We start from the raw sequence: 25,412 nt of genomic DNA, 5'->3' as shown, positions 1-25,412 counted from the left end.
ATACTTTTTACTATATACTCGCAAAAGCGTCCTCTTTTTTATTGTATTCGTTGTCATCAGGCTACATTGGTCAATCAAGCTGATTAGCCAAAGCAAAAGGCTATGCGTCTTTATTGTCTTTGGATTCTTCTTTTTCAGCTTTCTCTTGGTTAAGTTTATCCGAGCGATTGAGCTTATCTAAATCTCGCTCAGTTTTACCACGCCCCGTCAGATCCATATTGGCTGTCTGTTTGAGCGCTGCGATGTTACCCACAACAACGCTAACTACGATGATGATGATAACCCAAGGGTTTGTAAGCCACTCCAACATAAGCGCTCCTAATGACTGATATTCGCTACGAAGCGTGCATAGATCTCGTCTAGCTGCTCCATAATAATCTCATACCCTAATACTGGCTTAGATTGGAGTTGCTTGCCAAGTAAAGTCGGAGATAACTGTGATAAACACGACTCCGATACTTTGCGATGGCTGATATGCCATGGTTCGATCGCCACACCACCCAAATCTTGGCTGTAAGGAAAGAAGAAACCAAATTGTGCAGCATGAACTGATAGCCATTGGTAAAACGATTGCTGGTGGCCAGTAAGGTATTCCCATGGTTCTAATTGCAGATGTATGCCTTCAGGTAAGTGGTTACGAGCAAAGACATCGAAGTCACAACCCCAATGATGACGACTCGCGCCGGGAAGCGCAGACCATCTCAGGATAGCCGATAGCTTTTGTTGTTCGGTCAGTTTTGAAGCATCAAGAGGTTGGCTTTCTGAATCTAATATCGGAGCTTCGCCAGAAAACTTACGGTTCCAAATCAGAGATTGCCTTTCATAGTCGCGAAAGCCACTGGCAATCTCCATTTTAAAACCAGCGAGCTGAGCAGCTTCAATCAAATTATTCAGGTCATTCTTAACCTCACTGTGGACCAAGAAGGTCTTGGTGCCGATCAGGCTAGGCTCTAGATGAGAATCTGATTGTCCGGTAAGCTGCTCTGGTGTCATAACGAGTCTCTCAATAATTGGATGCTATGAATCGCTGATGAAAGACTATTTAGCGAATAGGTTCACTAATGTTCTTTCGTACATGTCAGTTAGCTTTTCTAAATCGGCTACCTTCACGCATTCGTTAACCTTGTGAATCGTTGCATTCACAGGGCCTAGTTCAACCACTTGTCCGCCCATACGTGCAATAAAGCGACCATCAGATGTACCGCCAGTCGTTAGCAGTGCTGGTTTCACATCATTGACGTGACCCACTGCATCAACAATAGCATCAAGCAGTGAACCTGCGTCTGTTAAGAACGGGTCGCCATTGAATGTCCATCTTAGGTCGTATTCGAAATCATACTTGTCGAGTGTCGTTGTGATGCGCTCAACGATGATGTCGTTGCTTAACTCTGTACTAAAGCGTAGGTTAAACTGAACATTAAACTCACCAGGGATCACGTTTGAAGCACCAGTACCCGCACTCACATTTGGAATTTGGAAACTGGTTGGCGGGAAGTAATCATTACCTTTATCCCACTCAGTTGTTGCTAGCTCATTAATAGCAAGCAGAGAGCTGTGTACTGGGTTGTTTGCTAGGTGAGGGTAGGCAACATGACCTTGTGTGCCTTTAATCGTTAGGTCGCCAGTGATAGAGCCACGACGGCCGTTCTTCACGACATCACCCACGAACTCAGTGCTCGATGGTTCACCAACGATACACATATCGATGTTTTCACCGCGCGCCATTAATGCTTCAACAACACGTACAGTACCGTTGATGAAAGGACCTTCCTCATCTGAAGTGATCAGGAAACCAATTGAGCCTGTGTGGTCTGGGTGTTTGGCAATGAACTGCTCGACGGCAACAATCATTGAAGCCAGAGAGCCTTTCATATCAGCAGCGCCACGGCCATGTAGGAAACCGTCTACGATAGTCGGTTCGAATGGCTTAGTGTTCCACTGTTCGATTGGGCCTGCAGGTACCACATCAGTGTGACCAGCAAAAGCAAACAGAGGCGCTTCAGTACCACGACGAGCCCAGAAGTTGGTCGTATCTTCAAATACCATCACTTCGATTTCAAAACCGAGTGCTTTTAAGCGTTCAATCATCAGGTCTTGGCAGCCTGCATCTTCTGGTGTTACCGATTGACGGCTGATTAGGTCTTTTGCCAGAGCCAAAGTTGGGCTATCTGTCATCCTTGAATTCCTTGTTTAAATAAAACGTCTAGTCATTAATTTTTAGAAGCTGATTCAATGATCAACGTCCAGTTGTCTGTCTATGTAAATACAACGATCTAAGCAAAAATAGCCGCGTATTGGTCGGCTTTAAATCCGATGTGAAGCTTACCTTCGACTTTTAAGATTGGGCGCTTGATCATGGCAGGTTGTTCAACTAGCAAAGTCACCGCTTTTTCTTCTGTTAGGGTGTCTTTCTGTTCTTGAGAAAGTTGGCGATAAGTCGTACCACGTTTGTTTAGCACAAGATCCCAACCTAGCTCAGAGCAGAAGCTTGTTACTAGCTCTTCTGTGATGCCTTGTTTGCGATAATCGTGAAATTCGAACTCGATACCTTCAGCTTCGAGCCATTTCTTTGCTTTTTTAATGGTGTCGCAATTTGGGATACCAAACATGGTGATAGTCATTATTCTTCCTTTGAGTGATTTTATTTCATTGTTATGAGTTGAATCCTATCAGGAAGCAGCAACTCAGACAAAATAGAGTGATGAATATTTCATAGAGTGAAAAAAAAGCGTAAGAAAATGTCACTATTGGAGACTTATTGATCAGCCTCAACATGTTGTCAGCGAAAAAAGAAATAATTGAGCTGCACATATATAGGAGGTGTCAATGGAGTTGAGTCCTGTTTTTGCAAGGCGGCTATATTTAGCATTGTTAGTGGAAAGCCTTGATAGGCCAAATGTGCCTAAACTCATCGAAAAAACGGGGTGGCCTCGTCGTACTATTCAAGATGTACTCAAGGCGTTACCGGGGATCGGTATCGAACTTATGTTTGTTCAAGATGGGCGACGTCATAATGATGGCTATTACCAGTTATCCGACTGGGGGCCATTTGACAGTCAATGGGTTATCCAGCGTAAAGGCGATATAGCAACAAGCCTTGGATTTAGTGCATAAGCCAGCGAAAGCTGGCTTTCTTTTGGGTGTCATAAAATCAAAGCATATCGATATGCCGCTTTAGTTGCTTACTCGCACAGGTAGGCGGTACCAAGCATAGTCACGGAAGTGCTGAAATCTTGGGGTAGGGTAAAGATGACGGTGTCTGCGCCTAGCTCAATGGCATTCGATTTAAGCTCATTCATCGCACCTTGAATCAGGGTGTCATTGGGAAAGAACAAGTAGCTGTACCAATGACCTTCGCTGCCAGTGATTTCCCCTTTATACTCACACTGCTCGATGTTAATCAGGCCGTGGTAATCCATTTGTACCTTGTCCGCTTTACTATGAGGCGTTGATGTGGGTTTGGTACACCCGAGTAACATGCCACTCATAGCCAAAGCGACTAATTCCTTTTTCATACGTTTACCCTGCTATTGCATCAAATAAATCGCGAAGCCTACCCAGCTTGCGAACAGTAGTAACCACGGCAGTTTAGTGGCGTGATTTGATGGTGTTTCAACACTTGTTTCGATCGTGTCTTCTTGGTGTTGATTAGCTTGTTGAGTCTGTTTTTCTTTCTGTACGCGCTTCTTCGCTTTATCGGCTTGGCGGCTGCGTTCTTTTTGCTGTTTCTTGTACAGTGCGATGCCTTTCTCGATACCCTGAGCAATCAGTTTAGTTTGTTCTTTGGTTTGAGCTGGCTTTTGAGTCGCTTTGGCTATCTTCAGTGCTTCCTGTTGAGATTCAACAGAGGGCGTATTAGTTTTGTTTTTCATACTGAGTTCGACAATTAAAACGGATTGGCTACTAAGATAACGCAAAGCTAGTTAAGTATGAATGATTTGCGTTAAAGTGTTGGTTTGAAAATAAGTGAAAGTGAGATTTGTGCGGTACTCCATAGAACAATACGACAAGCACGGCTTTTTGAAAGCTCCAATCTTGCTCTGGCTAGGTTGGTTGTTTCTTGCGAAAGCCTTGGTCGTTTTCATTGTTGCAGGCGCAAGCCGAGAATCGGGAACCGATATTCTTGAGATAATCTACCCAGACCATCAGATGTTTTATGTCGGGATCGCGTTGAGTGTGCCTAGTTTGCTGCTGATGTGGTTATTTGGGCTAAGATCGCCAGATAGAAAGCGCCTTAACAAAGTCGTGTCATGGGGACGTTGGGTTACCATGATGGCTATCTTGGCACAGGGCTCCCATACGATTTATTTAATCTATTTGGATAACGGATGGTTCCGTTGGTCAAATGGCATCACCCTATTGTTGCTGCTGTGGTTAGCGCTTTATCTAACCAATAGCCATGCTGCAAGGGATTGCTTTAAAGTGGTTGAGCTCGAAGACTGATTCTCATCAAAACATTTGTCCCATTCACAATTATACTTAGAAGCTAAAACTGGAAGGAATAATCTATGCTTAATGTTTCAAATGAGCAGCCTAACGTTCAAAGTGCTATTTTGCCTGAAGCTGGGCCTTTCGCGCTTTACGTTCAACTTAAAGTGAACGCTAATACTGCTAATGTACTAGCAGAAATTCAAAAGCTTCCGACTCTAATCGACGAACTAAACCAAACTCAGCCTGATGCGAACTTAACGGCATCGGTTGCGTTCTCAAAAGCTTTTTGGGATAGGTTCGAGCAAGCAGCGCCCGCTGATTTGATCGACTTCCCTGTGCTGGGTGAAGGTGATATCACAGCACCGAGCACACTGTCTGACGTTCTGATTCACTGTCATTCAAACCGACATGATCTGCACTTCTTTATCTTGCGTAAATTGCTATCTGAAGTAGCAGCTGATGTTGAAGTGGTTGATGAAACTTATGGTTATCGCTTCCTAGACTCTCGTGACATGACAGACTTTGTTGATGGCACTGAAAACCCGAAAGACGCACAACGTGCTGAAGTCGCTATTGTGCCTGAGGGTGAATTCGCTGGTGGTAGTTATGTAATGGTGCAGCGTTTTGTGCATAACCTGCCAGCTTGGAATCGTTTGAATGTATCGGCACAAGAGAAAGTGATTGGCCGAACTAAACCTGATTCAATTGAGTTAGATGATGTTCCTGCGGCGTCTCACGTTGGCCGTGTGGATATCAAAGAAGAAGGCAAGGGGCTTAAGATTGTTCGCCACAGTCTACCTTACGGTACTGCTACGGGCGACCACGGCTTATTGTTCATTGCTTACTGTAACGTTCGTCATAACTTCGATGCGATGTTAGAGAGCATGTACGGCGTAACTGATGGCAAAACAGACCAACTGCTTCGCTTTACTAAAGCGGTGACTGGCGCGTATTACTTTGCTCCTTCAACTGAGATGTTGAGTGCATTAACGATTAAGTAAGTCGTCTCAAAAAGAATAAACAAAGGGAGCCTCAGGGCTCCTTTTTTATTAAAGCTTTATATGAATTGGTCGATATAAGAGCAATCGTGAGTTTTATTCCTCTTTTTGTAAGCGAAGGTCTATGGCTATAACTGTTAATACCAATGTCTCAGCGCTGGTGGCCCAGAGAAACCTCTCTAATGCCAATAACATGCTGAACCAATCTTTGGAGCGCTTGGCTTCAGGGAGTCGTATTAACAGCGCTAAAGACGATGCTGCAGGGCTACAAATTTCGAACCGCTTGGAAGCGCAGATGAGTGGTATTGATGTCGCTGTGCGTAATGCGAATGATGGTATATCTATCATGCAAACCGCTGAAGGCGCGATGAATGAAACCACCAATATCATGCAGCGCATGCGCGACTTGTCTCTACAAGCAAGCAACGGTTCAAATAGCCAGTCGGAAAGAACGGCGATTCAAGAAGAGATTACCGCCTTAAACGATGAGCTGAATCGTATTGCAGAGACCACTTCTTTTGGTGGCAAAAAACTTCTCAATGGTAATTTTGGTAGTACGTCATTTCAGATTGGTGGCAGTTCGGGCGAAGCCGTGCAGATTGGTTTGAAAAGTATGCGTACTGATGACATCAACATGGGAGGCTTTAGCTACGTTGCTAATGGCATGGCCAGTGATTCATGGGCAGTGAAATCAAACCAGAATGATATGACGATGTCGTTTACCGATCGTTTTGGCCAGCCTCAAGAGATCATCATTAATGCGAAAGTCGGCGATGACATTGAAGAGTTGGCGACCTACATCAATGGTCAAACGGATCTGGTCTCAGCTTCGGTTAATGATGATGGGCAGCTTCAAATCTACATGTCTGGTGAAGATACCTCTGGCACTATCTCTTTCTCTGGTTCACTCGCGAGTGAACTGTCGATGTCAGCGGGTTACTATGAGTCGGTGAATGACATCAATGTGACGGATGTGGGTGGTGCGCAGCGTGCTGTTTCTATTTTAGATACCGCGATGAAGTACGTGGATAGCCATCGCTCTGAATTAGGCGCAATGCAAAACCGCTTCGACCACGCCATTAACAACCTTGAAAATGTTCATGAAAACTTGGCGACCTCAAACAGTCGAATCAAAGATACCGATTACGCCAAGGAAACGACTCAGATGCTAAAGCAGCAAATTCTGCAGCAAGTTAGCACCACTATTCTGGCTCAAGCGAAGCAAGCACCTAACCTTGCCTTAACCTTGTTAGGTTAATCAATTACTTTAAATCTCATAACACCATTTCAGTTTATTTGGCTTCTTTGGTTAATAAAAACACAAAACCTCGCTCGACGGATTTCTCGACAACTTTAGCGTTTTTCTTATCTTTTTTTGATAAATTTATTACCAGTCACGCTTTCTTCTCCTTTATCGCTATTTCTTTAATTTTATTGTTTTTTTCCTAAAGGTTTCGTCAATTACGCCGTTATTAAAAGTAACTTTGAGAGAACTACTTGGTTTTCCGAGACGTCGGAAACCGCAATATCGGAAAATCAATTGGAGAAATCACCATGGCAGTGAATGTAAATACAAACGTTTCAGCGATGACTGCGCAACGTTACCTAAACAACGCAAACAGCGCACAACAAACATCAATGGAGCGTCTAGCTTCTGGCTCTAAAATCAACAGCGCAAAAGATGACGCTGCGGGCCTACAAATCTCGAACCGTTTGAACGTTCAAAGTCGTGGCCTTGATGTTGCTGTACGTAACGCGAACGACGGTATCTCAATTGCACAAACTGCTGAAGGTGCAATGAACGAGACGACTAACATCCTGCAACGTATGCGTGATTTGTCTCTACAATCTTCAAACGGCTCAAACTCAAAATCTGAGCGTGTAGCGATTCAAGAAGAAGTAACAGCACTGAACGACGAACTGAACCGTATCGCGGAAACGACGTCTTTTGGTGGTAACAAGCTGCTTAACGGTACTCACGGTACTAAATCATTCCAAATCGGTGCGGATAACGGTGAAGCTGTAATGCTTCAACTGAAAGACATGCGCTCTGATAACGCTCAGATGGGTGGTAAGAGCTACCAAACTGAGAACGCGAAAGACAAAGACTGGAACGTTCAAGCGGGCTCTAACGACCTAAAACTGTCGTTCACTGACAACTTCGGCCAAGCACAAGAAATCGACATCAGCGCAAAAGCGGGTGATGACATCGAAGAGCTAGCGACTTACATCAACGGTCAACAAGATTCTGTTAAAGCGTCTGTTACTGAAGACGGCAAGCTACAAATGTTCACAGGCAACAACAAAGTGAGCGGCGATGTGTCTTTCTCTGGCGGTCTTGCGGGCGAGCTAGGTATTCAAGCAGCTAAAGACGTAACGGTTGATACTATCGACGTAACATCTGTTGGCGGCGCACAAGAGTCTGTAGCAGTAATCGATGCGGCCCTTAAGTATGTAGACAGCCACCGTGCTGAGCTAGGTGCTTTCCAAAACCGTTTCGATCACGCTATCAGCAACTTAGACAACATTAACGAGAACGTTAACGCATCTAAGAGCCGTATTAAAGATACCGATTTCGCGAAAGAAACGACTCAGATGACTAAGTCTCAGATCCTTTCTCAAGCTTCAAGCTCGATTCTTGCTCAAGCGAAGCAAGCACCGAACTCGGCACTTAGCCTACTAGGTTAATCGATTGAAAAGCCACGTTGACCGATAGTGTTGACGTTAGGCTTCCACAAATTAGCTCGTGGTGAGAGATGAGCGCTAAACAGACCCAGCTTCGGCTGGGTTTTTTATTGCCTGAAATTTGGAGAAGAGAGGGGAGTTGTGGTGTTGGTAGTTGATTGGAAAGCGAGATTCCCTATCACGTTCGTGCCTCACTGTAGGGAATGACGGGAGTTGGGTATTGGTGACTCTATAGCTAACTGTATAGAAGAGGTCGGTTTGAGTAACAATCACTCAGGCTTAAACCATAGTGTTTAATCGTCATCCCAGAATCGAACCGAGCGAGATGTCAGGGATCTCTGTTCGTGAGAGGCCCAAAGAAGAAGGGGATTTGTAGTTGTTAGGTATAAGGCCAAAGCGGCTGGTAATCTGGCATTAGAACTATATAGCAGGCACAAAAAACGCCACCCTTAGGTAGCGTTTTAATTAAAGCAGATAAGTAATCGAGATTACTTAGTTACTTTAAGAACTGGAGTTTCGCCAACAGTTACAGAACCAGAAAGCTTGTTCAGCTCTTTGATTTCGTCCATGTTAGAGATAACAACTGGAGTAAGCGTAGATTTTGCTTTCTCTTCTAGAAGCGCTAGGTCGAAAGTGATGATAGTGTCACCAGCTTTAACAGATTGACCTTCTTCAGCTACACGAGTGAAGCCTTCGCCTTTAAGTTCAACAGTATCGATACCGAAGTGAACGAAAAGCTCAACACCGTCGTCAGACTCGATAGAGAATGCGTGGTTAGTTTCGAAGATCTTACCGATAGTACCGTTAACTGGAGCTACCATTTTGTCGCCAGCTGGTTTGATCGCGATGCCGTCACCAACGATTTTTTCAGCGAAAACTACATCTGGCACATCTTCGATGTTTACGATTTCACCAGAAAGAGGTGCGATGATTTCGATTGCACCAGCATCAGCGCTGTCATCAGATACAAGCTTTTTCAGTTTGTCAAACAGACCCATTGTGTCATGCTCCTAACGTTTAGTTTTATTCTGTAGAATATACTATACCAATCTAACAAATTAGACGACTATTTTTAGCCGTCTAACGTTATTAAGCGATTGGCGATTACTGAGTTTTCTCAGCGATGAACTTTTCTACGCAAGCTTCAATTTCAGCAGCTGTTGGTAGAGATAGTGCTTCGTCAGCCATAGCTTTAACTTCAGCGAAGTTAGAGTTACGGATTACTTTCTTAACTTTAGGGATAGAGATACCGCTCATAGAGAACTCATCTAGACCCATACCAAGTAGAAGTAGCGTTGCACGCTCATCACCAGCAAGCTCACCACACATACCAGTCCACTTACCTTCAGCGTGTGATGCGTCGATCACTTGCTTGATTACTGTAAGAACAGCAGGAGATAGTGGGTTGTATAGGTGAGAAATCATTTCGTTACCACGGTCTACCGCAAGAGTGTATTGCGTTAGGTCGTTAGTACCGATAGAGAAGAAAGATACTTCTTTCGCTAGGTGGTGTGCGATTGCAGCAGCTGCTGGAGTCTCAACCATTACGCCGATTTCGATTTCTTCATCGAAAGCTAGGCCTTCAGCGCGAAGTTCAACTTTGTACTCTTCGATTGCTTTTTTCAGTTCACGGATCTCTTCAACAGAAATGATCATTGGGAACATGATACGTAGTTTACCGTGTGCAGATGCACGTAGGATGCCACGTAGTTGGTCACGTAGGATTTCACGACGATCCAAGCTGATACGTACTGCACGCCAGCCTAGGAACGGGTTCATCTCTTGTGGAAGGTCCATGTATGGTAGGTCTTTGTCGCCACCGATATCCATAGTACGGATAATCACTGACTCGCCTTCCATTGCTTCTGCTACTTCTTTGTAAGCAACGTATTGCTCTTCTTCAGTAGGAAGCGCGTCACGGTCCATAAATAGGAATTCAGTACGGTACAGACCAACGCCTTCACCGCCGTTACGCAGGATACCGTCACAGTCTTTTACTGTACCGATGTTGCCACAAACTTCTACACGGTGACCGTCTAGAGTTTCAGCGTGTAAATCTTTTAGTTTTGCTAGTTCAGCCGCTTCTGCTTCGAAATCTGCTTTGATTTTCTTAGCTTCTGCTAGTTCAGCTTCAGAAGGGTTGATGATGATCTTGTTGTTCATCGCGTCTAGCACAAGCATGTCGCCGTTCTTAACTTGCTTAGTGATATCGTTAGTACCAACGATAGCTGGAAGCTCAAGAGAACGTGCCATGATTGAAGTATGAGATGTACGACCGCCGATGTCACAAGCGAAACCAAGAACGTAGTCTAGGTTGATTTGTGCAGTTTCAGATGGCGTTAGGTCGTAAGCTACTAGGATAACTTCTTCATTGATATCTGCTAGAGATACAATGTTGATGCCTAGAGCATTTTTAACGAAACGAGTACCGATATCACGGATATCAGTTGCACGTTCTTTTAGGTACTCATCATCAAGAGACTCTAGTGCAACAGCTTGCTCTTCGATCACAGTGTGGATCGCGTTGTCTGCGTGCATCTTGTCTTTCTTGATGAGTGCTAAAATCTCTTCTTCTAGCTCTTCATCTTCAAGCAGCATGATGTGGCCTTCAAAGATTGCTTCTTTTTCTTCGCCAAAAGTTTCAAGTGCTTTTTGCTTAACAACTTCAAGTTGTTGAGAAGATTTGTTACGAGCGTCAAAGAAACGCTGTACTTCTGCTTCAACTTGGTCGTCAGAGATAGATTGAGTGTTTAGGACAATTTCATCTTCTTGAAGTAGTAGTGCTTTACCGAAAGCAATACCAGGAGATGCTAGGATGCCTGAAATCATAGCCTTACCTTAGTTGTTCAACTGTAAACGGGAGAGTGTGTGACTTTAAGTCGTCGACTAATGTCGCGCTTATTCCTATCTATTTCGAACAAAGCCACTTTGCTATGCAAAATGGCTTTGAAAGAAGGAGACCGTATTAGTGTAGTTGATCCATAAGAGCAACTAGGTGGTCTACTGCTTGCTGAGCTTGAGGACCTTCAGCTGAAATAGTAACGTTAGTACCTTTTACTAGGCCTAAAGTTTGTAGTTTGAACAGGCTTTTCGCGCTAGCGCTTTTGCCGTTAGAAGTCACGGTGATGTCAGCGTCGAAAGATTTTGCTTCTTTAACGAACTGTGCAGCTGGACGAGTGTGAAGACCGTTTTCTGCTGTGATTTCTACTTGCTTCTCGTACATTTTATATACCCCAATTAATTTATTTTTTGTAAGTTTGTAACCAGATTAGCTTAACTGCTTTAGCCCAAATGCGCTAGAGGCTAGTACGCCATGTTCGTGTTAGAACTTAGACTGGTTATAAATTTTTATCCAGCCATGGTCGTCTTTTGCTGAGTACTCATGACTTTCAGAATTTGTTTATTGCTTCTTTTATTTTGAAGCGAAAAATAAAACAGACCTGATATTACCAAAGGTGGGGCAGGGATCAACAAAAAAGCCCCTAAACGGGGCTTTTTTGGACGAAAAATTGATTTGACCACATATTATTGTTGGTTCTCTTTTTCCGTAAAGATGCCAGCAAATAGGGCTGTGCTTAGGTAACGCTCACCAGAGCTTGGTAGTACAGTAACGATAGTTTTTCCTGCAAATTCAGGTAGTTCGGCGATTCTGTTTGCTGCTACAACTGCCGCGCCAGATGAGATGCCTGCAAGAATACCTTCTTCTTTCATTAGGCGTTGAGCCATCTCAATCGCTTCTTCAGAAGTTACCGATTCAACACGGTCAATAATCTCTAAATCTAGGTTTCCAGGGATGAAACCTGCACCGATACCTTGAATTTTGTGTGGAGCTGGTTTGATTTCTTCACCTGCAAGTGCCTGTGCAATCACTGGAGACTCAGCCGGCTCAACCGCGACTGAAGTAATCGCTTTGCCTTTTTCACCTTTAATGTAACGACTCGTACCAGTGATAGTACCGCCCGTACCAACACCCGCTACAAACACGTCGATTTCGCCGTCTGTTGCTTCCCAAATTTCAGGACCAGTCGTCTGCTCGTGAATCTGTGGGTTAGCAGGGTTGTTGAACTGTTGAAGTAGTAGGTACTTGTCTGGGTCTGAAGCAACAATCTCTTCTGCTTTAGCAATCGCGCCGTTCATGCCTTTTGGTGCTTCAGTTAGCACAAGGTTTGCGCCAAGCGCTTTAAGCAGCTTACGACGTTCTAGGCTCATTGATTCAGGCATAGTTAGCGTTAGTTTGTAACCGCGTGCTGCTGCTACGAATGCAAGTGCAACACCTGTGTTACCACTAGTCGGTTCAACAAGCTCGATACCTGGCTTAAGCGTACCTGCTTTTTCTGCTTCCCAGATCATATTAGAACCGATACGGCACTTAACACTGAAGCTTGGGTTACGAGCTTCGATCTTAGCTAGGACGTTACCTTTGCTTACTTTGTTAAGGCGGACTAGAGGTGTGTTACCAATCGTTAGGGTGTTGTCTTCGTAGATCTTGCTCATGCGATATTCCTTCATTTAATGACAGAACTAAACGTAGTATATCAATCACTTTACCGTCTAGTGTCTTTCGATGTTTGTTCAGCTTGAATTTAGATTAAACAAGTTGAAAAAAAGGTAAAAGGATTAAAAAGTTATATCATATAGATATGTAGCAGAATTGACGCCTATCTTTATTGAAATCAGAACTTCAAAAAGATAGGCGAAACTAGGAAGTGTAGAAAGGGTTAGAGACGAGAACTATAGACGAGAACGTAGAGCTTGGTCTTTAAACTCAGCAACCCACATTGCTGTCGCGCCACAAACGGCAACGGGCATCACAATCAGGTTTAAAATTGGAATAGTAGTGAACACAGAAACAAGCGCGCCAAAGCTGTAGCTCTTACCTTGTTTTTGTTTCAAATTGTTTCTCATGTCATCAAATTTGATTTTATGGTTATCGAACGGGTAGTCGGCGTATTGAATCGCTAACATCCATGCTGTGAAAATGAACCATAAAAACGGAGCAACGGTTTGCCCTAGTGCTGGAATTAACAAAAGTAGGAATAAACCGATCGCTTTTGGCAGAATGTAGACAAGCTTGCGCCATTCTCTCGCTAATATACGTGGGGTATCTTTGAGGACATCAAGTAAACCATCGTCATTAACTTTTTTACCGCTCAACAACTCTTCAACTTTTTCCGCGAGTAAACCGTTGAACGGTGCGGCAATGAAGTTAGCGAGCGTGCTAAAGAAATACGAGAATGTGGCCAAGACGGTTAACACAAGTAATGGCCATAAAATGTATGACAACCACGACAAGAAACTTGGCAATGCACCAATCCAACCTTCAATCCAAGTGTTTAGGTTGGAGAAGATATAAAACAAGGCACCACCAACGAGTAACACGTTCGCGATAAGTGGCATTAGTACAAACTTACGAATGCTCGGTGATAAAGCGATTTTTATTCCGAAAATAAAATAGCCAAAGCCGGAGCGGGGAACAGATTCAATAGTCATATTTAAATTAGGTCACATGTGAATTTGGTTAAATAGCAAACATGTCTAGTGTACTCGACCGAAATTAAGAAAAAAAGCGTGGTGAAAATCACACCATGTAAGGAACTAATTGTATTAAGTTGTTCTAAAACAGTGGCTACTTTTGATAGAGTAGTGAGATTAGCCAAATTAACCCAACTTAGTGACAGCGTGTTTATAGCTAGTTGACTAAGAAAGCTGAGAGCGAAAAATGCAGGAATTGCGATTTGTACTCATTATTGTTGGCGCATTAGCTATCGCCGCATTATTGTTCCATGGTCTATGGACGAGTAAAAAAGAAGGGAAAGCAAAGTTTGGAGATAAGCCGCTCGGTAAGCTTGATAACGACAGCTTAGATGAAGCAGAAACTATTCCAAACCGTTCATTCGCCCCAGAAGATGATTTTGAGATAATCCGAAAAGAACGTAAAGAGCCGGATTTTGCTGTTTCACCCTCTGATACTGATCCGCTGATCGACTCAGATCCGCTAACAGCGCCACAAGCGAAAGAAGCTTACGAAGATGATATCGAATTAAATGATCTTCCTTCTTTCAGCGTAGAAGACCCAATTAAGGTTGAAAGTGAACCTGAAGTGATTGAGGAAGAGAAGGACGTTGAGCCTGAAGTTCCAAGCTTTGAGTTGACTGACGAGCAAAAAGAAAACCATGCCGGCTTTAAAGTGCAGTACGGTTCGTTTGAAGAGCCTTCTGAAACAGTTGATGAGCCAGTCGTTCCAAACGAAACGCTTACTCAAAGAGAGCCCGTTGTTGCGAAAGAAGTCGTGACTCCGCAAAGTGCGACTGTTGAAGAAGCAAAACCAGATGAAGAACTTGGTTTAGAAGTGATCGTTCTTAATGTTCACTGTGCTGGAGAGATCCCATTCGTTGGGACTGAACTTTTCCGCAGCATGGAGAACAACGGTTTAACTTATGGTGAGATGTCTATTTACCACTGCTTTGCACAATCTACAGATGCACCAAAGGTTATTTTCAGCGTTGCAAACATGATGCAGCCAGGAACGCTAGAACATGATGATCCTGCTGACTTCACGACTAAAGGTATTTCGTTCTTTATGACGTTGCCTTGTTATGGTCAAGCTGATCAAAACTTCAATGTGATGCTGAGTGCGGCGCAGAAAATTGCTGACGATATGGGCGGAAACGTGTTGGATGAGTCACGCAACTTAATGACACCAAACCGTTTATCTGACTACCGCAAGCAAATCAGAGACTTTATGACGGCATCGAATGCCTAGCCGTATTGTTTAGCCTTGTAAATAATCTATATTTATAGAAAAGGGCTCCTAAGGGAGCCCTTTTTGATATTTCAATCACGATAGAGAATGATATGAAAGAATCGATTCAAGTTACCTTAGAGCAGTTAAGAGAAACTCTGCATTATCACGCCGTTCGTTATTACGTAGAAGATAGCCCTGAGATCCCTGATGTCGAGTACGATCGATTAATGCAGCAATTGCTAAAGATCGAAGAAGAGAACCCGGAACTAGTGACGGTAGATTCTCCGAGCCAACGTGTTGGTGGTCAGCCTCTCGATGGTTTCACTCAAGTGACTCATGAGATCCCAATGCTTTCTCTGGACAATGCTTTCTCTGATGAAGATTTGGATGCGTTCAATAAGCGAATGTCTGATAGAGCGCCAACCGCTAACCTCAAGACTTTCTGTTGTGAACCTAAGCTTGATGGCCTTGCAGTTAGCCTACTCTATGTGAATGGTATTTTAGTTCAGGCTGCGACACGTGGTGACGGTGCGACGGGTGAAAACATCACTGAAAACGTGCGTACGATCAGCTCTATCCCACTTAAGTTACAAGGTGAAGGCTGGCCGCAGCGTATTGAAGTTCGTGGCGAAGTGTTTATGCCAAAAGCGGGTTTCGATAAGTTGAATGAGATGGCGTTGAAGAAAGGCGAGAAAGTATTTGTTAACCCACGTAATGCCGCCGCAGGTAGCCTGCGTCAGCTTGATTCTCGTATTACTGCGAAACGTCCGCTAGCTTTCTACGCATACAGTGTCGGTGTTGTACAAGGCGCTGAGCTATCAAATAGTCACTACCAACGCTTTTTACAGCTTAAAGGTTGGGGCTTACCTATGTGCCCCGAGACTAAGCAACTGAGCTCTCTCGAAGACGTGAAAGCCTATTACCAAGATATTATGACTCGTCGTGATGCTCTGGCTTACGAGATTGATGGCGTTGTTATCAAAGTCGACGATATCGCGGCTCAAGAAGTACTTGGCTTTGTTGCACGAGCGCCACGTTGGGCAATTGCTTATAAGTTCCCAGCTCAAGAAGAGATTACACTGCTCAATGACGTTGAATTTCAGGTGGGCCGTACTGGCGCTATTACGCCGGTTGCTAAACTTGAACCTATCTTCGTTGGTGGCGTGACAGTCAGCAATGCCACTTTACACAATGCCGATGAGATTGCGCGTTTAGGCGTGAAGGTAGGCGACAGCGTTATTATTCGCCGTGCAGGTGATGTTATTCCGCAAATTGTGGCTGTTGTACTAGATCGTCGCCCTGAAACGGCTAGAGACATTGTTTTCCCTGATGCTTGCCCTGTATGTAGCTCTACGGTTGAGCGTGTCGAGGGGGAAGCTGTAGCGCGTTGTACTGGCGGTCTAGTGTGTCAGGCACAGCGTAAAGAAGCGCTTAAGCACTTTGTGTCGAGAAAGGCGTTGGATGTCGATGGCCTTGGCGTAAAAGTGATAGAGCAGCTTGTGGACCGTGAAATGGTAGAAACGCCCGCTGACTTGTTCAAGCTTAGCGCGGGCGTAATTACAGTTCTTGATCGTATGGGGCCTAAATCGGCGCAAAATGTGGTGAGTGCGCTGAATAAAGCCAAAGACACAACGTTAGCACGTTTCCTCTATTCACTCGGTATTCGTGAAGTCGGTGAAGCGACGGCTATGAACTTAGCTCAACACTTCAAGACGTTGGAGTTGGTTCAAGCAGCAACCCATGAACAGTTAGTTGAAGTGTCAGATATTGGTGACATCGTAGCAAGTCACCTCACGAGCTTCTTCTCGCAGGAGAAAAACAGAGCTGTAGTCGAGCAGTTGCTAGAGCTTGGTGTTAACTGGCCTGCAATCGAAGCTGTTGCGGATGACCAAGATCTACCGTTAGAAGGTAAAGTGGTTGTGTTGACGGGTTCATTGTCGCAATTAGGTCGTAGTGAAGCGAAAGCCGCTTTGCAGGCTTTAGGTGCAAAAGTAACCGGTAGCGTGTCTAAGAAAACGGATATCTTATTCGCGGGTGAAGCCGCTGGTTCTAAACTGACTAAAGCACAAGATTTAGGTATCGAAATAAGAACAGAAGAAGATCTAATTGCACTTATTTCGTAAGTAAACCAAGGTAAAAAAAGCTCAAAAGCACTCCTTTAAAGGGAGTGCTTTTTTTGTGTCTGCTGCAAATTAGATGCCTTTTTAATTGTTGAGAATTTTGTACCTATACGAACTCTCAAAAAGGGACAGTGATGCCGCTCAACATTAATGAAATACCATTCTAGTTGTATCATAATTGCGAGTCATATCTATTTTTACAAAGTGATAATTACCTCAAGTTGTTGAATTTATTGGTATTGATTTTGTTTTGGTGAGGATTTTTCTATTTATCGATCTGGATCACTAAGTACCTATTAAATTTGCACCAACTCATATTTTTTTAGATGAAAATTAAGTTCTCATTGATCTTTTTGAGGGCGAAGTTAGTCTTAATGCCATGGATGCACATGATGTGTATAACCAGAAAGGAAATAGAGAATTCAGAGTTTAGGGTTCTCAAACAAGAAAAGGTATTTCTCTCTACGGCGGCCAACTTTAGGCGGGGAATATTCAAACAGCTATATCCATTTTTAGGAGTTTTATTCCATGGAAAACAAATTTTTTAAACGTACTCTACTAGGTGCAACGGTTGCACTTTTATCGACAGGCGTAATGGCGAAAGAAGTTGGTATCAACTCTGATTTCAACGTTGACGTATACGGTGTTGCAGCTATCTCTCTAGTTAACTACAACACAACAGATCAAGATGATGCGAGCAGTGGCTACGCTGTAGAGAATGAATCTCGTATCGGCTTCCGTGCTCATAAAGAGATGTTTGATGACGTATTAATTACAATGCAGATTGAATCTGGCTACGTAGATAGCACAGACTGGGGTCATGGCGGCGTTTCAGGTGGTGTGCTTGGTTTCCGTGATACTTTCGTTGGCGCTTCTGGCTCTTGGGGTAATCTACGTGTGGGTCGTGTTCTTACGCCATTATACGAAATCGTCGATTGGCCATTCTCTAACCCTGGTCTAGGTTCTGTATTCGATTGGGGCGGTATCAACGGTCATTACGATCGTCAATCTAACCAAGTTCGTTACGATTCGCCAAAATTCGGTGGTTTCTCTTTTGCAGCTTCTGTTGGTCGTGATGATAACGACAATGGTGGTGGCGCGGCGACTCGTGATTCAGAATTCTTTGGCGCGAGCGCTAAGTACAGCTTTGAAAAAGTAACATTTATGGGTGGTGTTGAGTCTGGTACTCGTGTTGTTGGAGATACAGCAAAGTCTTGTGTATTTGACCCTGATGCACCAGGTACACCTGATTGTACAGCTGCAGTAGATGGTTATAAAGACGATACATTCGCTTATATTGTAGGCTTTGAAGCAAGCCTACCAGCAGGCTTTGGTATTGCAGCAGCATACAAAGGCGAAGAAATTGATAACGGTTCTCGCAAATATACTCAAGACTCATACTCTATTATTGGCCAATACTGGAATGGTCCATGGGGCTTTAAACTAGGCTACGCAGCGAATGATGATGCAGAGTTATCTGGAACAACTGCTTCAAATTCTTCTCTAAAAGCGAGCGCAACAGATAAGAGTGATACTATCTCTGGTCAACTTATGTACGTGGATAATGGCTTTGTACCTTATCTACGTGTAGCAAGCCGTAGCTTTACTGACAATGACCGCGGTGAGGTTTCATCAGATATCGTAACTCGCATTGGTCTTGAGTACGGTTTCTAAGTTAAAGTTATCTGCTTAAAACAGTTAAATTAAAATCAAAACGCTGGTAAATCTTTTTGCCAGCGTTTTTCCATAGTGAACATAAGGAATTAGTCATAATGAATAAAGTTAGTGTCGTTGTATTATCATTATTTTTGGGAGCTTGTAGTTCACTTGATTCACAAAGCAATTTTGCAGATTCAGTTGCGGATGTACAGCCCAAAGGTGGTTACATTAAAGTAACCGGTCAATCTTACGTAGCAGAAAATAGAGCAAATGTAGGCGCAGACATTCTCAAGTCGTCGCTTTACTTTACATACAATAAAGAAGTAACACCAAATACTGCCCCAGAATCTTCAATTACTATGGACGTGAGTTACTTCCAAAGTTACAAAGAGTACGAAACGGTTAGTTTTTTTGGTAAAACGATAGAATTAGAAGATAGACAAGTACCAAGAGAAAGCTGCAGCGAGCACTGTACTAAGACTCAATATATTAAGTTTCCATTAAGTGACGCTGATATTCAGCAAGCAAGACAAAAGAATTTAGAATTTACGCTTGAAGGCCAAAACTCAGTCATGAGCACGACTTTTATCGTACCAAAGGCGTATATCGACACAATTTATAACGGTGCAAATAATCATACAGCTATCGCGGTTGCTCCAGTCGCGGCTGTTCCAGTAGCAGCAGTAGTTGCTGAAGAGCCAAAAGCATCACAAGCACAAGAGATGGTGAATTACTGGTATGGTGAAGCAACCAAAGAAGAGCAATCTGCAGTAACAGATTGGGCATTCAAGAACCGTAAGAACGCTAACCCAGCATTACTAGAAGGCTCAAAAGAGATCGAAATGGTTTCATACTGGTTCAATAAGCTAGACAGTGAAGAAAAATCTCAAACTATGATTTGGTTGTTAGAACAAGAGTAAGTTTCTAACGTTACACCCTAGCTATGTTTTTCAGCCGCAGTATTGTATAACAGCAGTACTGCGGTTTTTCATTTTAGGCTTACAGGTAAGATTGTGAATATTGGTGAAGTAGCGAAGCGTGTTGGTACAACAGCGAAATCCATTCGTTTTTACGAAAGTAAAGGCATGATGAGCCCACCGCACCGATCAGAAAATGGTTACAGGCAATATGGCGAGATTCATATCGAACAGTTAGAGTTCGTTTTGAGAGCTAAAATGGTTGGTTTCACTCTCGATGAGTGTAAGTCACTGGTTGAGTTGGCAATGAATCCCAACAGACAAAGCTACGAAGTAAAGAAGAAGGCTACTCAGAAGTTAGATGAAATAGAGTTGAAGCTTGCGGAGTTAAACAAGATGAAGGTGCAGCTACAATCTTGGGTACATGACTGCCCTGGAGATACTTCAACGGAATGTCCTATCTTGAATAATCTATCTGGCCGCAGTTAGGTTATTCCAGTTCTAAATAATCGTCAGGCAGCAATTTCATTACTAGCCTGACTTTAATCACCTATCACAGCACCTATCACAGCACCTTTCCGCCGTAATGTTTACAGATCAACAGTGGTACATGAGTGACTGCGTTACCATCTGAACACTTAACGATAGGCCCCATGTTTCCGTTACCAGGAGACTGACTGCTCGCTAGAGCGCTTCCAAATGACAAGCTGAAAATAGCCGTTAGAATTATTAAAAAATGTCTCATACAAACTCCATTAGGTTTATCTCTAATTGAGATAATTGAAAGTATGGACAAGGAAAAGAAAATTTCAAAAATTGGACGGACTTAACATTTTTAATAATTATAAATAAGCGAGAGTAAGGTTAACTATTCATATATATATTGGGTAAGAAATCTGGCTTTCTTATACCTTTTTAGCTCAATCAAACTTTTTAGCTTTACGAAATAAGAACTTATTTTTTTTTCAATTCAATCTATCGCAATGATAATTCGAATATTATTAAGGTTCAAAAATAGAAAAAGCCTGCATTTATTGAAAATGCAGGCTTCATATAGCTCTTGTTTATAAAGGTTCTATTATTAGAACGATTCCGTCTAAAGCGACAATCTTAATTTCGGTTCCAGATGGAATATCTTGACTGGCCTTTGCTGACCAAGAAGAGTCACCGAACTTAATTCGACAGCTACCTTTCTTTACGTCTTCACTTAAAATAACGGTTTGACCTACCAATTGCTTTTCTCTTTGGTTTAACTCTCGCCCTGCATCCGATTGCTTGTCATTCGAGAGTTGTCTTCTCCACCACAACCAAGTGGTAATAAGAGAGAAGCTAGCAAAGGACAGCCATTGCATCTGCCAACCAATTGGTAATGCTCCTAATAGGGCACCGACCAGCATGGCAGATATGCCTATCCATAAAAAGTAACCAGCGGTTCCAATTAGCTCAAGCGCTAACAATGCTAGACCAAACGCTAACCAATGCCAGTGGTTTACTTGTTCTAGTAATTCGACCATAAGTTAGTCCTTACTACCTTTGTCATTCTTATGTGCAAACATCTCCGCGATACCCGCTACAGAACCCATAAGGCCAGTTGCTTCGAGTGGTAGCATGATGATCTTGCCGTTTTCAGCTTGGCCTATAGATTTCAATGCGTCGGTGTAACCTTGTGCAATGAAGTAATTGACCGCTTGCATGTCACCTTGAGCAATTGCCGTTGATACCATTTCTGTCGCTTTAGCTTCTGCTTCTGCGGCACGCTCACGGGCTTCTGCTTGCAATATTGCCGCTTGCTTCTCACCTTCTGCTTTCAGGATCTCTGATTGCTTGTGGCCTTCTGCTTTCAAGATCTCAGCTTGTCGTACACCTTCTGCTTCTAAGATATCAGCACGTTTATTACGCTCGGCTTTCATCTGGGCATTCATCGCAGCAGTAAGGTCTGCTGGTGGCTGTACGTCTTTAATTTCGATACGGGTGACTTTTACGCCCCAAGGGTTTGTCGCTTCATCAACGATGTTCAGTAGCTTGGTATTGATCATGTCACGCTGACTCAGCATCTCATCCAGTTCCATCGAGCCAAGCACAGTACGGATATTGGTGAGGGTTAAGTTACGGATCGCATGTTCAAGGTCATTCACTTCATAAGCTGCCTTAGGCGCGTCGATAACTTGAACAAAACAAACCGCATCGATAACCACATTTGCATTATCTTTGGAGATGACTTCTTGTGCTGGGATGTCGAGAACACGCTCCATCATGCTGATGCGCTGTCCAACTTTATCAATAAATGGAATGATTAAGTTAAGACCCGGTTTAAGGGTGTGTGTGTATCGCCCGAAGCGTTCAACGGTCCAGTTGTTGCCTTGTGGAACGGTTTTTACGCCAGCGAAGATAAATAACAGTGCGACGGCAGTAAAGACGCCGATAGTAATCAAGGTATCAATAGGCATACAAAATCCTTTGCAAGTTTGAGTTTTTGATAGTTCAGTATTGATACTGGCTCATATTTAAATTCTGAGCAAATTTATAAACGAGAAATGGGCCATAAATCATTGATTTTATGGCCCATTTTACATTCTATTATGCGATAAACTAATTGATTGAATTGTCAATTTTCGATGTTTAATCTACGGCTTTTTAGGTTTAACTAGTAAAGCAGAGAGTACAGTTGTCGACGGTACTTACTGGCAACTGGGTTACCTTGTCCAAGCGCACTCAAGATGTCCATGAACTCTTTCTTCATGTCACCATCGAGAGCATTAAGATCTTTGGCTAGGAAAGACCATAATAGATCCATAGCTTCTTCACTGCGGTTCACTTGGTGATATTGCAATGCTAATTCAGATGCTGTTTTAGCGTCGCTCGGATTTTGCTGAAGAGCGGCTTCTAATGCTTGTATTTCAGGGCTGTCTGCTGCTTGTTTATGAAGTTCAAGCTTTGCAACTAAGCCTTTGTAGTAGTTGTCTTGGTACTCAAGAGGGATAGTTGCTAGCTGAGTTTCAGCAAGGTCAAATTGTTGCGTTTCTAACAAACACTCTGCGATCGCCAGTTTTACTTCACCTTTATTCGTCAGCTCTGCTGGAAGTTGCTGCATTGCTGCTAGTGCCTGTGTGTGCTCGCCAGCTTGCATTTGCTCAAGAGCCTGACGCAAAGCAAGTTCATCTTGGCTAGGAAGGTGTTTGCTGAGCATATCGACAATAGCTTCTATGCTTTGAGGGCCACCGAGCCCATCGACTGGCTGACCATTAACAAACAGTGCAATAGTGGGCAGTGCTTGAACACCAAACTGGCTAGCAATAGCTTGCTCTTGTTCGCAATTGAGCAGGGCTAAGGTGAAGGCACCGTTGTATTGCTGAGTTAAAGTTTGCAGTTCAGGAATGACTTGGGCGCTCTCTTGGCTCATTGGTGCCCAAAAATGGATGAGTACAGGGGTCTGCATCGAACCTTCTAATACTTGACGAAAGTTCTGCTCATTAAGTTCAACAATATGCGGAGATTGCATTTACGTTCCTTGAGGTTTGTTTTGTGGATACGTTGCAAATATGGGGGGGTTAGTCGGTAACTTCAAGATCTAACTCGGTTATCTCGGATAAAAAGAACCAAAAATAGAAAAACGCTATGCTTCGATGTTGATAGAGTTGTTATCTCAACATGGAAGGCATAGCGTTATCATCGAGGTAGTCAGTGAGGCGTTGCGTGAGATACTCAAAACAGTATAAACAGCGTAATTGCCAGACCCACACCTACCCAATTAAGGCGGTTTAAAGTCATGAGATTTCCAGAGTAGAACCATCAATTGGGAATAACTGATGGGATAGGATAATCATGACATCTTATTGTTACGGAAAAATTACATCGTTACATTAAAGTTTGCGACTCTGCATTCAAAGTTAGTAATTTATGCAGCTTTTCTCAAAATAGGGTCTAGCAAGCGACTCGGTAGAATCCTTTTCAATACCGCGAACACTTTAGTCGGGGTCGTAACTCGGTATCTTAGCTTGGGTTTGTCGGCGGTGAGAGCATGGAATACCGGCTCAATACAACTTTCTGGAGGCAGGACAAAAGCGTTATTCGATGATTCTTTTTCGAGTCGATCTTTTTGTTGTTGGTAAGCGTCTTGGTGGGCGCTGCCAGAAATGTTGATCCATTTATTGAACGCTTTCAAGGCATTGGTTCTAAATTGAGTCTCAATTGGCCCTGGTTGCAGTAATGAGATCTGTATACCGCTGCCATGCAGTTCTAATCGTAAGGTATCTGTCCAACCCTCAATCGCGAATTTAGAAGCATTATAAGCACCACGATACTTCATGGCTGCAAAACCTAATACGGAACTGTTTTGTACGATTCGACCTTCGCCACGCTCGCGCATGTGCGGAAGGATCTGACAGACGAGATGATGCCAACCAAAGAAGTTGGTTTCGAATTGTTCTCTGAGTCCTTGGGTCGGTAAGTCTTCTAGTGCCCCTGCTTGACCGTAAGCACCGTTATTGAATAATCCATACAATCCATTAGGTGCGAGATCAATAGCAAGCTTGGCGCCATGCTCAATACTTTCTTGGTTGGAAAGATCTAATTGAATACTGGTGAGGCCTTCATCTTGAAGGCGTTGAACATCTTGTGGATCACGACAAGATGCAATGACATGAAAACCACGCTTTTGAAGTGCATGAGCACATGTATAGCCAATACCTGTTGAGCAACCGGTAATCAGAATCGACTTGTTCACACTTAATCCTTTATTAGAGTCTCTATCGCTCTAGGGTAAAGAATTAGTCTTGATGTTGTAACAAGTTTTTTAGTGCTGGCTCGATTCTTGAGTAACTAAAGATGAATCCCATCTCAGTGAGTTTCTTCGGCTTGGAGCGAATGCTGTCAAATAGCAAACAAGATGATTCCCCCATGAGAATCGACATTGCCCATTTCGGCGTGAATAAGAAATGCGGTCGGCCTAATTGTTTCGCTAACGTGCTGCTGAACAGTTTGTTGGTCACAGGGTGAGGGGCACACATATTGAATTCCCCTTGAGCGTGAGGGATAGACAACAAGTGATTGATGGCTCTCACCATATCGAGAATGTGAATCCATGGCATGTACTGGTCACCTGAACCTAGTGGACCACCGACGCCGAGTTTATAAGGCAATAGCATCTTCTTGAGTGCGCCGCCATTCTCGCCAAGTACAACCCCTGTTCGCAGTAGTATCACGCGTGTGCTTTCTGATTGTGCTCTCTTGGCTATCTCTTCCCAGTGGGCACAGACTTTATGAGGAAAGCTTTCATCTTCTACTTGCAGTGACTCGTCAAATGGGTGCTGCTGTTGATCGCCATAGTAGCCGACGGCTGAACCGCTAATAAAAGCGTGTGGCGGGTTGTTACTGGCATGAATTAATTCGACCAGCTTTTCAGTGATGTGCCAGCGACTGTTACAGATCCTCTCTTTTTGCTCTGTACTCCAACGCTTATCGGCAATCGGTTCACCCGCGAGGTTGACCACCACATCAAAGTCATTGAGATCACTGAGCTCATCAAGGGATTGAATGTAATGAAGGTTGTTCTGGTTGAGGTGATTTAGGTTTTGCTTCGCATTTTCAGGACTCCGCGTCAGCAATGTCACGTCGTCAGTGTTCCAACTCTTGACCAATTCAGAGCCAATAAATCCAGTACCACCCGTTAACAATATCTTCATACCAATCTCCCTATTAAACATAATTATAGACATGGCTTGTTTTTAGTCGCCAATCAATACGAAAAAATCACTATAACGATCATAAGGTTTCAATCGTGTGATGCCCAAATTACGCCTTTTCCAATTTACAAAGGAGTGAAATTAAATTCATCAAGTCAGGATGTGTACCGTCATCA

28 protein-coding genes are annotated in these 25,412 nt (G+C 43.4%); 11 read left to right on the top strand and 17 right to left on the bottom strand.

Annotated features, from left to right (window positions below):
- Nucleotides 1-100: 100 nt before the first annotated feature.
- From AB4307_RS09220 to AB4307_RS09205, 4 genes are all read right to left on the bottom strand, one after another.
- On the bottom strand, nt 101-310 hold the full coding sequence (locus AB4307_RS09220; RefSeq protein ID WP_017060702.1) for a DUF2897 family protein: 210 nt from the start codon (nt 308-310) through the stop codon (nt 101-103).
- 8 nt (nt 311-318) lie between these two features.
- Nucleotides 319-993, bottom strand: a complete 675-nt coding sequence (locus AB4307_RS09215; RefSeq protein ID WP_017063385.1) for a M15 family metallopeptidase — start codon at nt 991-993, stop codon at nt 319-321.
- A 45-nt stretch (nt 994-1,038) separates the two neighbouring features.
- Nucleotides 1,039-2,175: a succinyl-diaminopimelate desuccinylase gene (gene dapE, locus AB4307_RS09210; RefSeq protein ID WP_017060700.1), complete on the bottom strand. Its 1,137-nt coding sequence runs from the start codon at nt 2,173-2,175 to the stop codon at nt 1,039-1,041.
- 98 nt (nt 2,176-2,273) lie between these two features.
- Nucleotides 2,274-2,621, bottom strand: a complete 348-nt coding sequence (locus AB4307_RS09205; protein WP_372131679.1) for an ArsC family reductase — start codon at nt 2,619-2,621, stop codon at nt 2,274-2,276.
- 205 nt (nt 2,622-2,826) lie between these two features.
- On the opposite strand from AB4307_RS09205, the gene AB4307_RS09200 reads away from it, so the two are divergent.
- On the top strand, nt 2,827-3,114 hold the full coding sequence (locus AB4307_RS09200; RefSeq protein WP_004734273.1) for a winged helix-turn-helix domain-containing protein: 288 nt from the start codon (nt 2,827-2,829) through the stop codon (nt 3,112-3,114).
- 68 nt (nt 3,115-3,182) lie between these two features.
- Here the strand turns inward: AB4307_RS09200 and AB4307_RS09195 are convergent, their stop codons facing one another.
- Both AB4307_RS09195 and AB4307_RS09190 read right to left on the bottom strand, forming a co-directional pair.
- Nucleotides 3,183-3,515, bottom strand: a complete 333-nt coding sequence (locus AB4307_RS09195; RefSeq protein WP_017071060.1) for a DUF4156 domain-containing protein — start codon at nt 3,513-3,515, stop codon at nt 3,183-3,185.
- A gap of 12 nt (nt 3,516-3,527) precedes the next feature.
- Nucleotides 3,528-3,872, bottom strand: a complete 345-nt coding sequence (locus tag AB4307_RS09190; RefSeq protein ID WP_017060697.1) for a DUF2956 domain-containing protein — start codon at nt 3,870-3,872, stop codon at nt 3,528-3,530.
- 109 nt (nt 3,873-3,981) lie between these two features.
- Here AB4307_RS09190 and AB4307_RS09185 point away from each other — a divergent pair, with 109 nt between their 5' ends.
- The 4 genes from AB4307_RS09185 (at nt 3,982) to AB4307_RS09170 (ending at nt 8,117) form a co-directional block, all read left to right on the top strand.
- A complete protein-coding gene (locus tag AB4307_RS09185; protein WP_017060696.1) occupies nt 3,982-4,443 on the top strand; it encodes a DUF2919 domain-containing protein in 462 nt (153 codons plus the stop codon).
- Nucleotides 4,444-4,508: 65 nt separating this feature from the next.
- Entirely contained in the window at nt 4,509-5,432 is a 924-nt protein-coding gene (locus tag AB4307_RS09180; protein WP_137001211.1) for a Dyp-type peroxidase, read from the top strand.
- Between the two features lie 121 nt (nt 5,433-5,553).
- Complete coding sequence (locus tag AB4307_RS09175; RefSeq protein ID WP_136973716.1) at nt 5,554-6,687, top strand: flagellin; 1,134 nt, start codon at nt 5,554-5,556, stop codon at nt 6,685-6,687.
- 296 nt (nt 6,688-6,983) lie between these two features.
- On the top strand, nt 6,984-8,117 hold the full coding sequence (locus tag AB4307_RS09170) for a flagellin (RefSeq protein WP_102300543.1): 1,134 nt from the start codon (nt 6,984-6,986) through the stop codon (nt 8,115-8,117).
- Nucleotides 8,118-8,602: 485 nt separating this feature from the next.
- Here the strand turns inward: AB4307_RS09170 and crr are convergent, their stop codons facing one another.
- The 5 genes from crr to cysZ all read right to left on the bottom strand — a co-directional run bounded on the left by crr (nt 8,603) and on the right by cysZ (nt 13,604).
- Complete coding sequence (crr, locus tag AB4307_RS09165; protein ID WP_004737851.1) at nt 8,603-9,112, bottom strand: PTS glucose transporter subunit IIA; 510 nt, start codon at nt 9,110-9,112, stop codon at nt 8,603-8,605.
- A gap of 106 nt (nt 9,113-9,218) precedes the next feature.
- Nucleotides 9,219-10,943 (bottom strand): phosphoenolpyruvate-protein phosphotransferase PtsI, encoded by a 1,725-nt coding sequence (ptsI, locus tag AB4307_RS09160; RefSeq protein WP_048660880.1) that lies wholly within the window; start codon nt 10,941-10,943, stop codon nt 9,219-9,221.
- Between the two features lie 136 nt (nt 10,944-11,079).
- Entirely contained in the window at nt 11,080-11,337 is a 258-nt protein-coding gene (locus AB4307_RS09155) for an HPr family phosphocarrier protein (protein ID WP_004734263.1), read from the bottom strand.
- 302 nt (nt 11,338-11,639) lie between these two features.
- A complete protein-coding gene (gene cysK, locus AB4307_RS09150; RefSeq protein ID WP_017061934.1) occupies nt 11,640-12,608 on the bottom strand; it encodes a cysteine synthase A in 969 nt (322 codons plus the stop codon).
- Nucleotides 12,609-12,845: 237 nt separating this feature from the next.
- Nucleotides 12,846-13,604: a sulfate transporter CysZ gene (gene cysZ / locus AB4307_RS09145; RefSeq protein ID WP_029235129.1), complete on the bottom strand. Its 759-nt coding sequence runs from the start codon at nt 13,602-13,604 to the stop codon at nt 12,846-12,848.
- A gap of 229 nt (nt 13,605-13,833) precedes the next feature.
- Here cysZ and zipA point away from each other — a divergent pair, with 229 nt between their 5' ends.
- The 6 genes from zipA (at nt 13,834) to cueR (ending at nt 20,044) form a co-directional block, all read left to right on the top strand.
- Nucleotides 13,834-14,877 carry a cell division protein ZipA gene (zipA, locus tag AB4307_RS09140; protein WP_017061932.1) on the top strand — a complete coding sequence of 348 codons (1,044 nt, stop codon included), beginning with the start codon at nt 13,834-13,836 and terminating at the stop codon, nt 14,875-14,877.
- A gap of 92 nt (nt 14,878-14,969) precedes the next feature.
- Nucleotides 14,970-16,982, top strand: a complete 2,013-nt coding sequence (gene ligA / locus AB4307_RS09135) for an NAD-dependent DNA ligase LigA (protein ID WP_017065986.1) — start codon at nt 14,970-14,972, stop codon at nt 16,980-16,982.
- A 389-nt stretch (nt 16,983-17,371) separates the two neighbouring features.
- Nucleotides 17,372-17,527, top strand: a complete 156-nt coding sequence (locus AB4307_RS09130) for a hypothetical protein (RefSeq protein ID WP_004734257.1) — start codon at nt 17,372-17,374, stop codon at nt 17,525-17,527.
- The gene (locus AB4307_RS09125; RefSeq protein WP_372131677.1) at nt 17,508-18,653 is read left to right on the top strand and encodes a porin; all 1,146 of its coding nucleotides are present in this window, start codon (nt 17,508-17,510) and stop codon (nt 18,651-18,653) included. The genes AB4307_RS09130 and AB4307_RS09125 overlap by 20 nt, the downstream gene beginning before the upstream one ends.
- 98 nt (nt 18,654-18,751) lie before the next feature.
- The gene (locus AB4307_RS09120) at nt 18,752-19,558 is read left to right on the top strand and encodes a DUF2057 family protein (RefSeq protein WP_102320158.1); all 807 of its coding nucleotides are present in this window, start codon (nt 18,752-18,754) and stop codon (nt 19,556-19,558) included.
- Nucleotides 19,559-19,651: 93 nt separating this feature from the next.
- A complete protein-coding gene (cueR, locus tag AB4307_RS09115; protein WP_017061928.1) occupies nt 19,652-20,044 on the top strand; it encodes a Cu(I)-responsive transcriptional regulator in 393 nt (130 codons plus the stop codon).
- Nucleotides 20,045-20,120: 76 nt separating this feature from the next.
- Here cueR and AB4307_RS09110 read toward each other — a convergent pair whose 3' ends face one another.
- The 6 genes from AB4307_RS09110 to AB4307_RS09085 form a co-directional block, all read right to left on the bottom strand.
- On the bottom strand, nt 20,121-20,300 hold the full coding sequence (locus tag AB4307_RS09110; RefSeq protein ID WP_017061927.1) for a hypothetical protein: 180 nt from the start codon (nt 20,298-20,300) through the stop codon (nt 20,121-20,123).
- Nucleotides 20,301-20,619: 319 nt separating this feature from the next.
- The gene (locus AB4307_RS09105) at nt 20,620-21,069 is read right to left on the bottom strand and encodes an NfeD family protein (RefSeq protein WP_017061926.1); all 450 of its coding nucleotides are present in this window, start codon (nt 21,067-21,069) and stop codon (nt 20,620-20,622) included.
- Nucleotides 21,070-21,072: 3 nt separating this feature from the next.
- A complete protein-coding gene (locus tag AB4307_RS09100; RefSeq protein ID WP_017063395.1) occupies nt 21,073-22,002 on the bottom strand; it encodes an SPFH domain-containing protein in 930 nt (309 codons plus the stop codon).
- Nucleotides 22,003-22,199: 197 nt separating this feature from the next.
- Nucleotides 22,200-23,054 (bottom strand): co-chaperone YbbN, encoded by an 855-nt coding sequence (locus AB4307_RS09095; protein WP_017061924.1) that lies wholly within the window; start codon nt 23,052-23,054, stop codon nt 22,200-22,202.
- A gap of 396 nt (nt 23,055-23,450) precedes the next feature.
- Nucleotides 23,451-24,278, bottom strand: a complete 828-nt coding sequence (locus AB4307_RS09090) for an SDR family oxidoreductase (RefSeq protein WP_372131675.1) — start codon at nt 24,276-24,278, stop codon at nt 23,451-23,453.
- A 43-nt stretch (nt 24,279-24,321) separates the two neighbouring features.
- On the bottom strand, nt 24,322-25,236 hold the full coding sequence (locus AB4307_RS09085) for a TIGR01777 family oxidoreductase (RefSeq protein WP_017061922.1): 915 nt from the start codon (nt 25,234-25,236) through the stop codon (nt 24,322-24,324).
- Nucleotides 25,237-25,412 lie beyond the last annotated feature (176 nt).

This window comes from Vibrio sp. 10N.261.52.C2, assembly GCF_041471425.1.
GTDB classification, from domain to species: domain Bacteria; phylum Pseudomonadota; class Gammaproteobacteria; order Enterobacterales; family Vibrionaceae; genus Vibrio; species Vibrio crassostreae_C.
The sequence above is the reverse complement of the archived record's forward strand: the minus strand, read 5'-3'. Positions and strand labels throughout refer to the sequence as shown.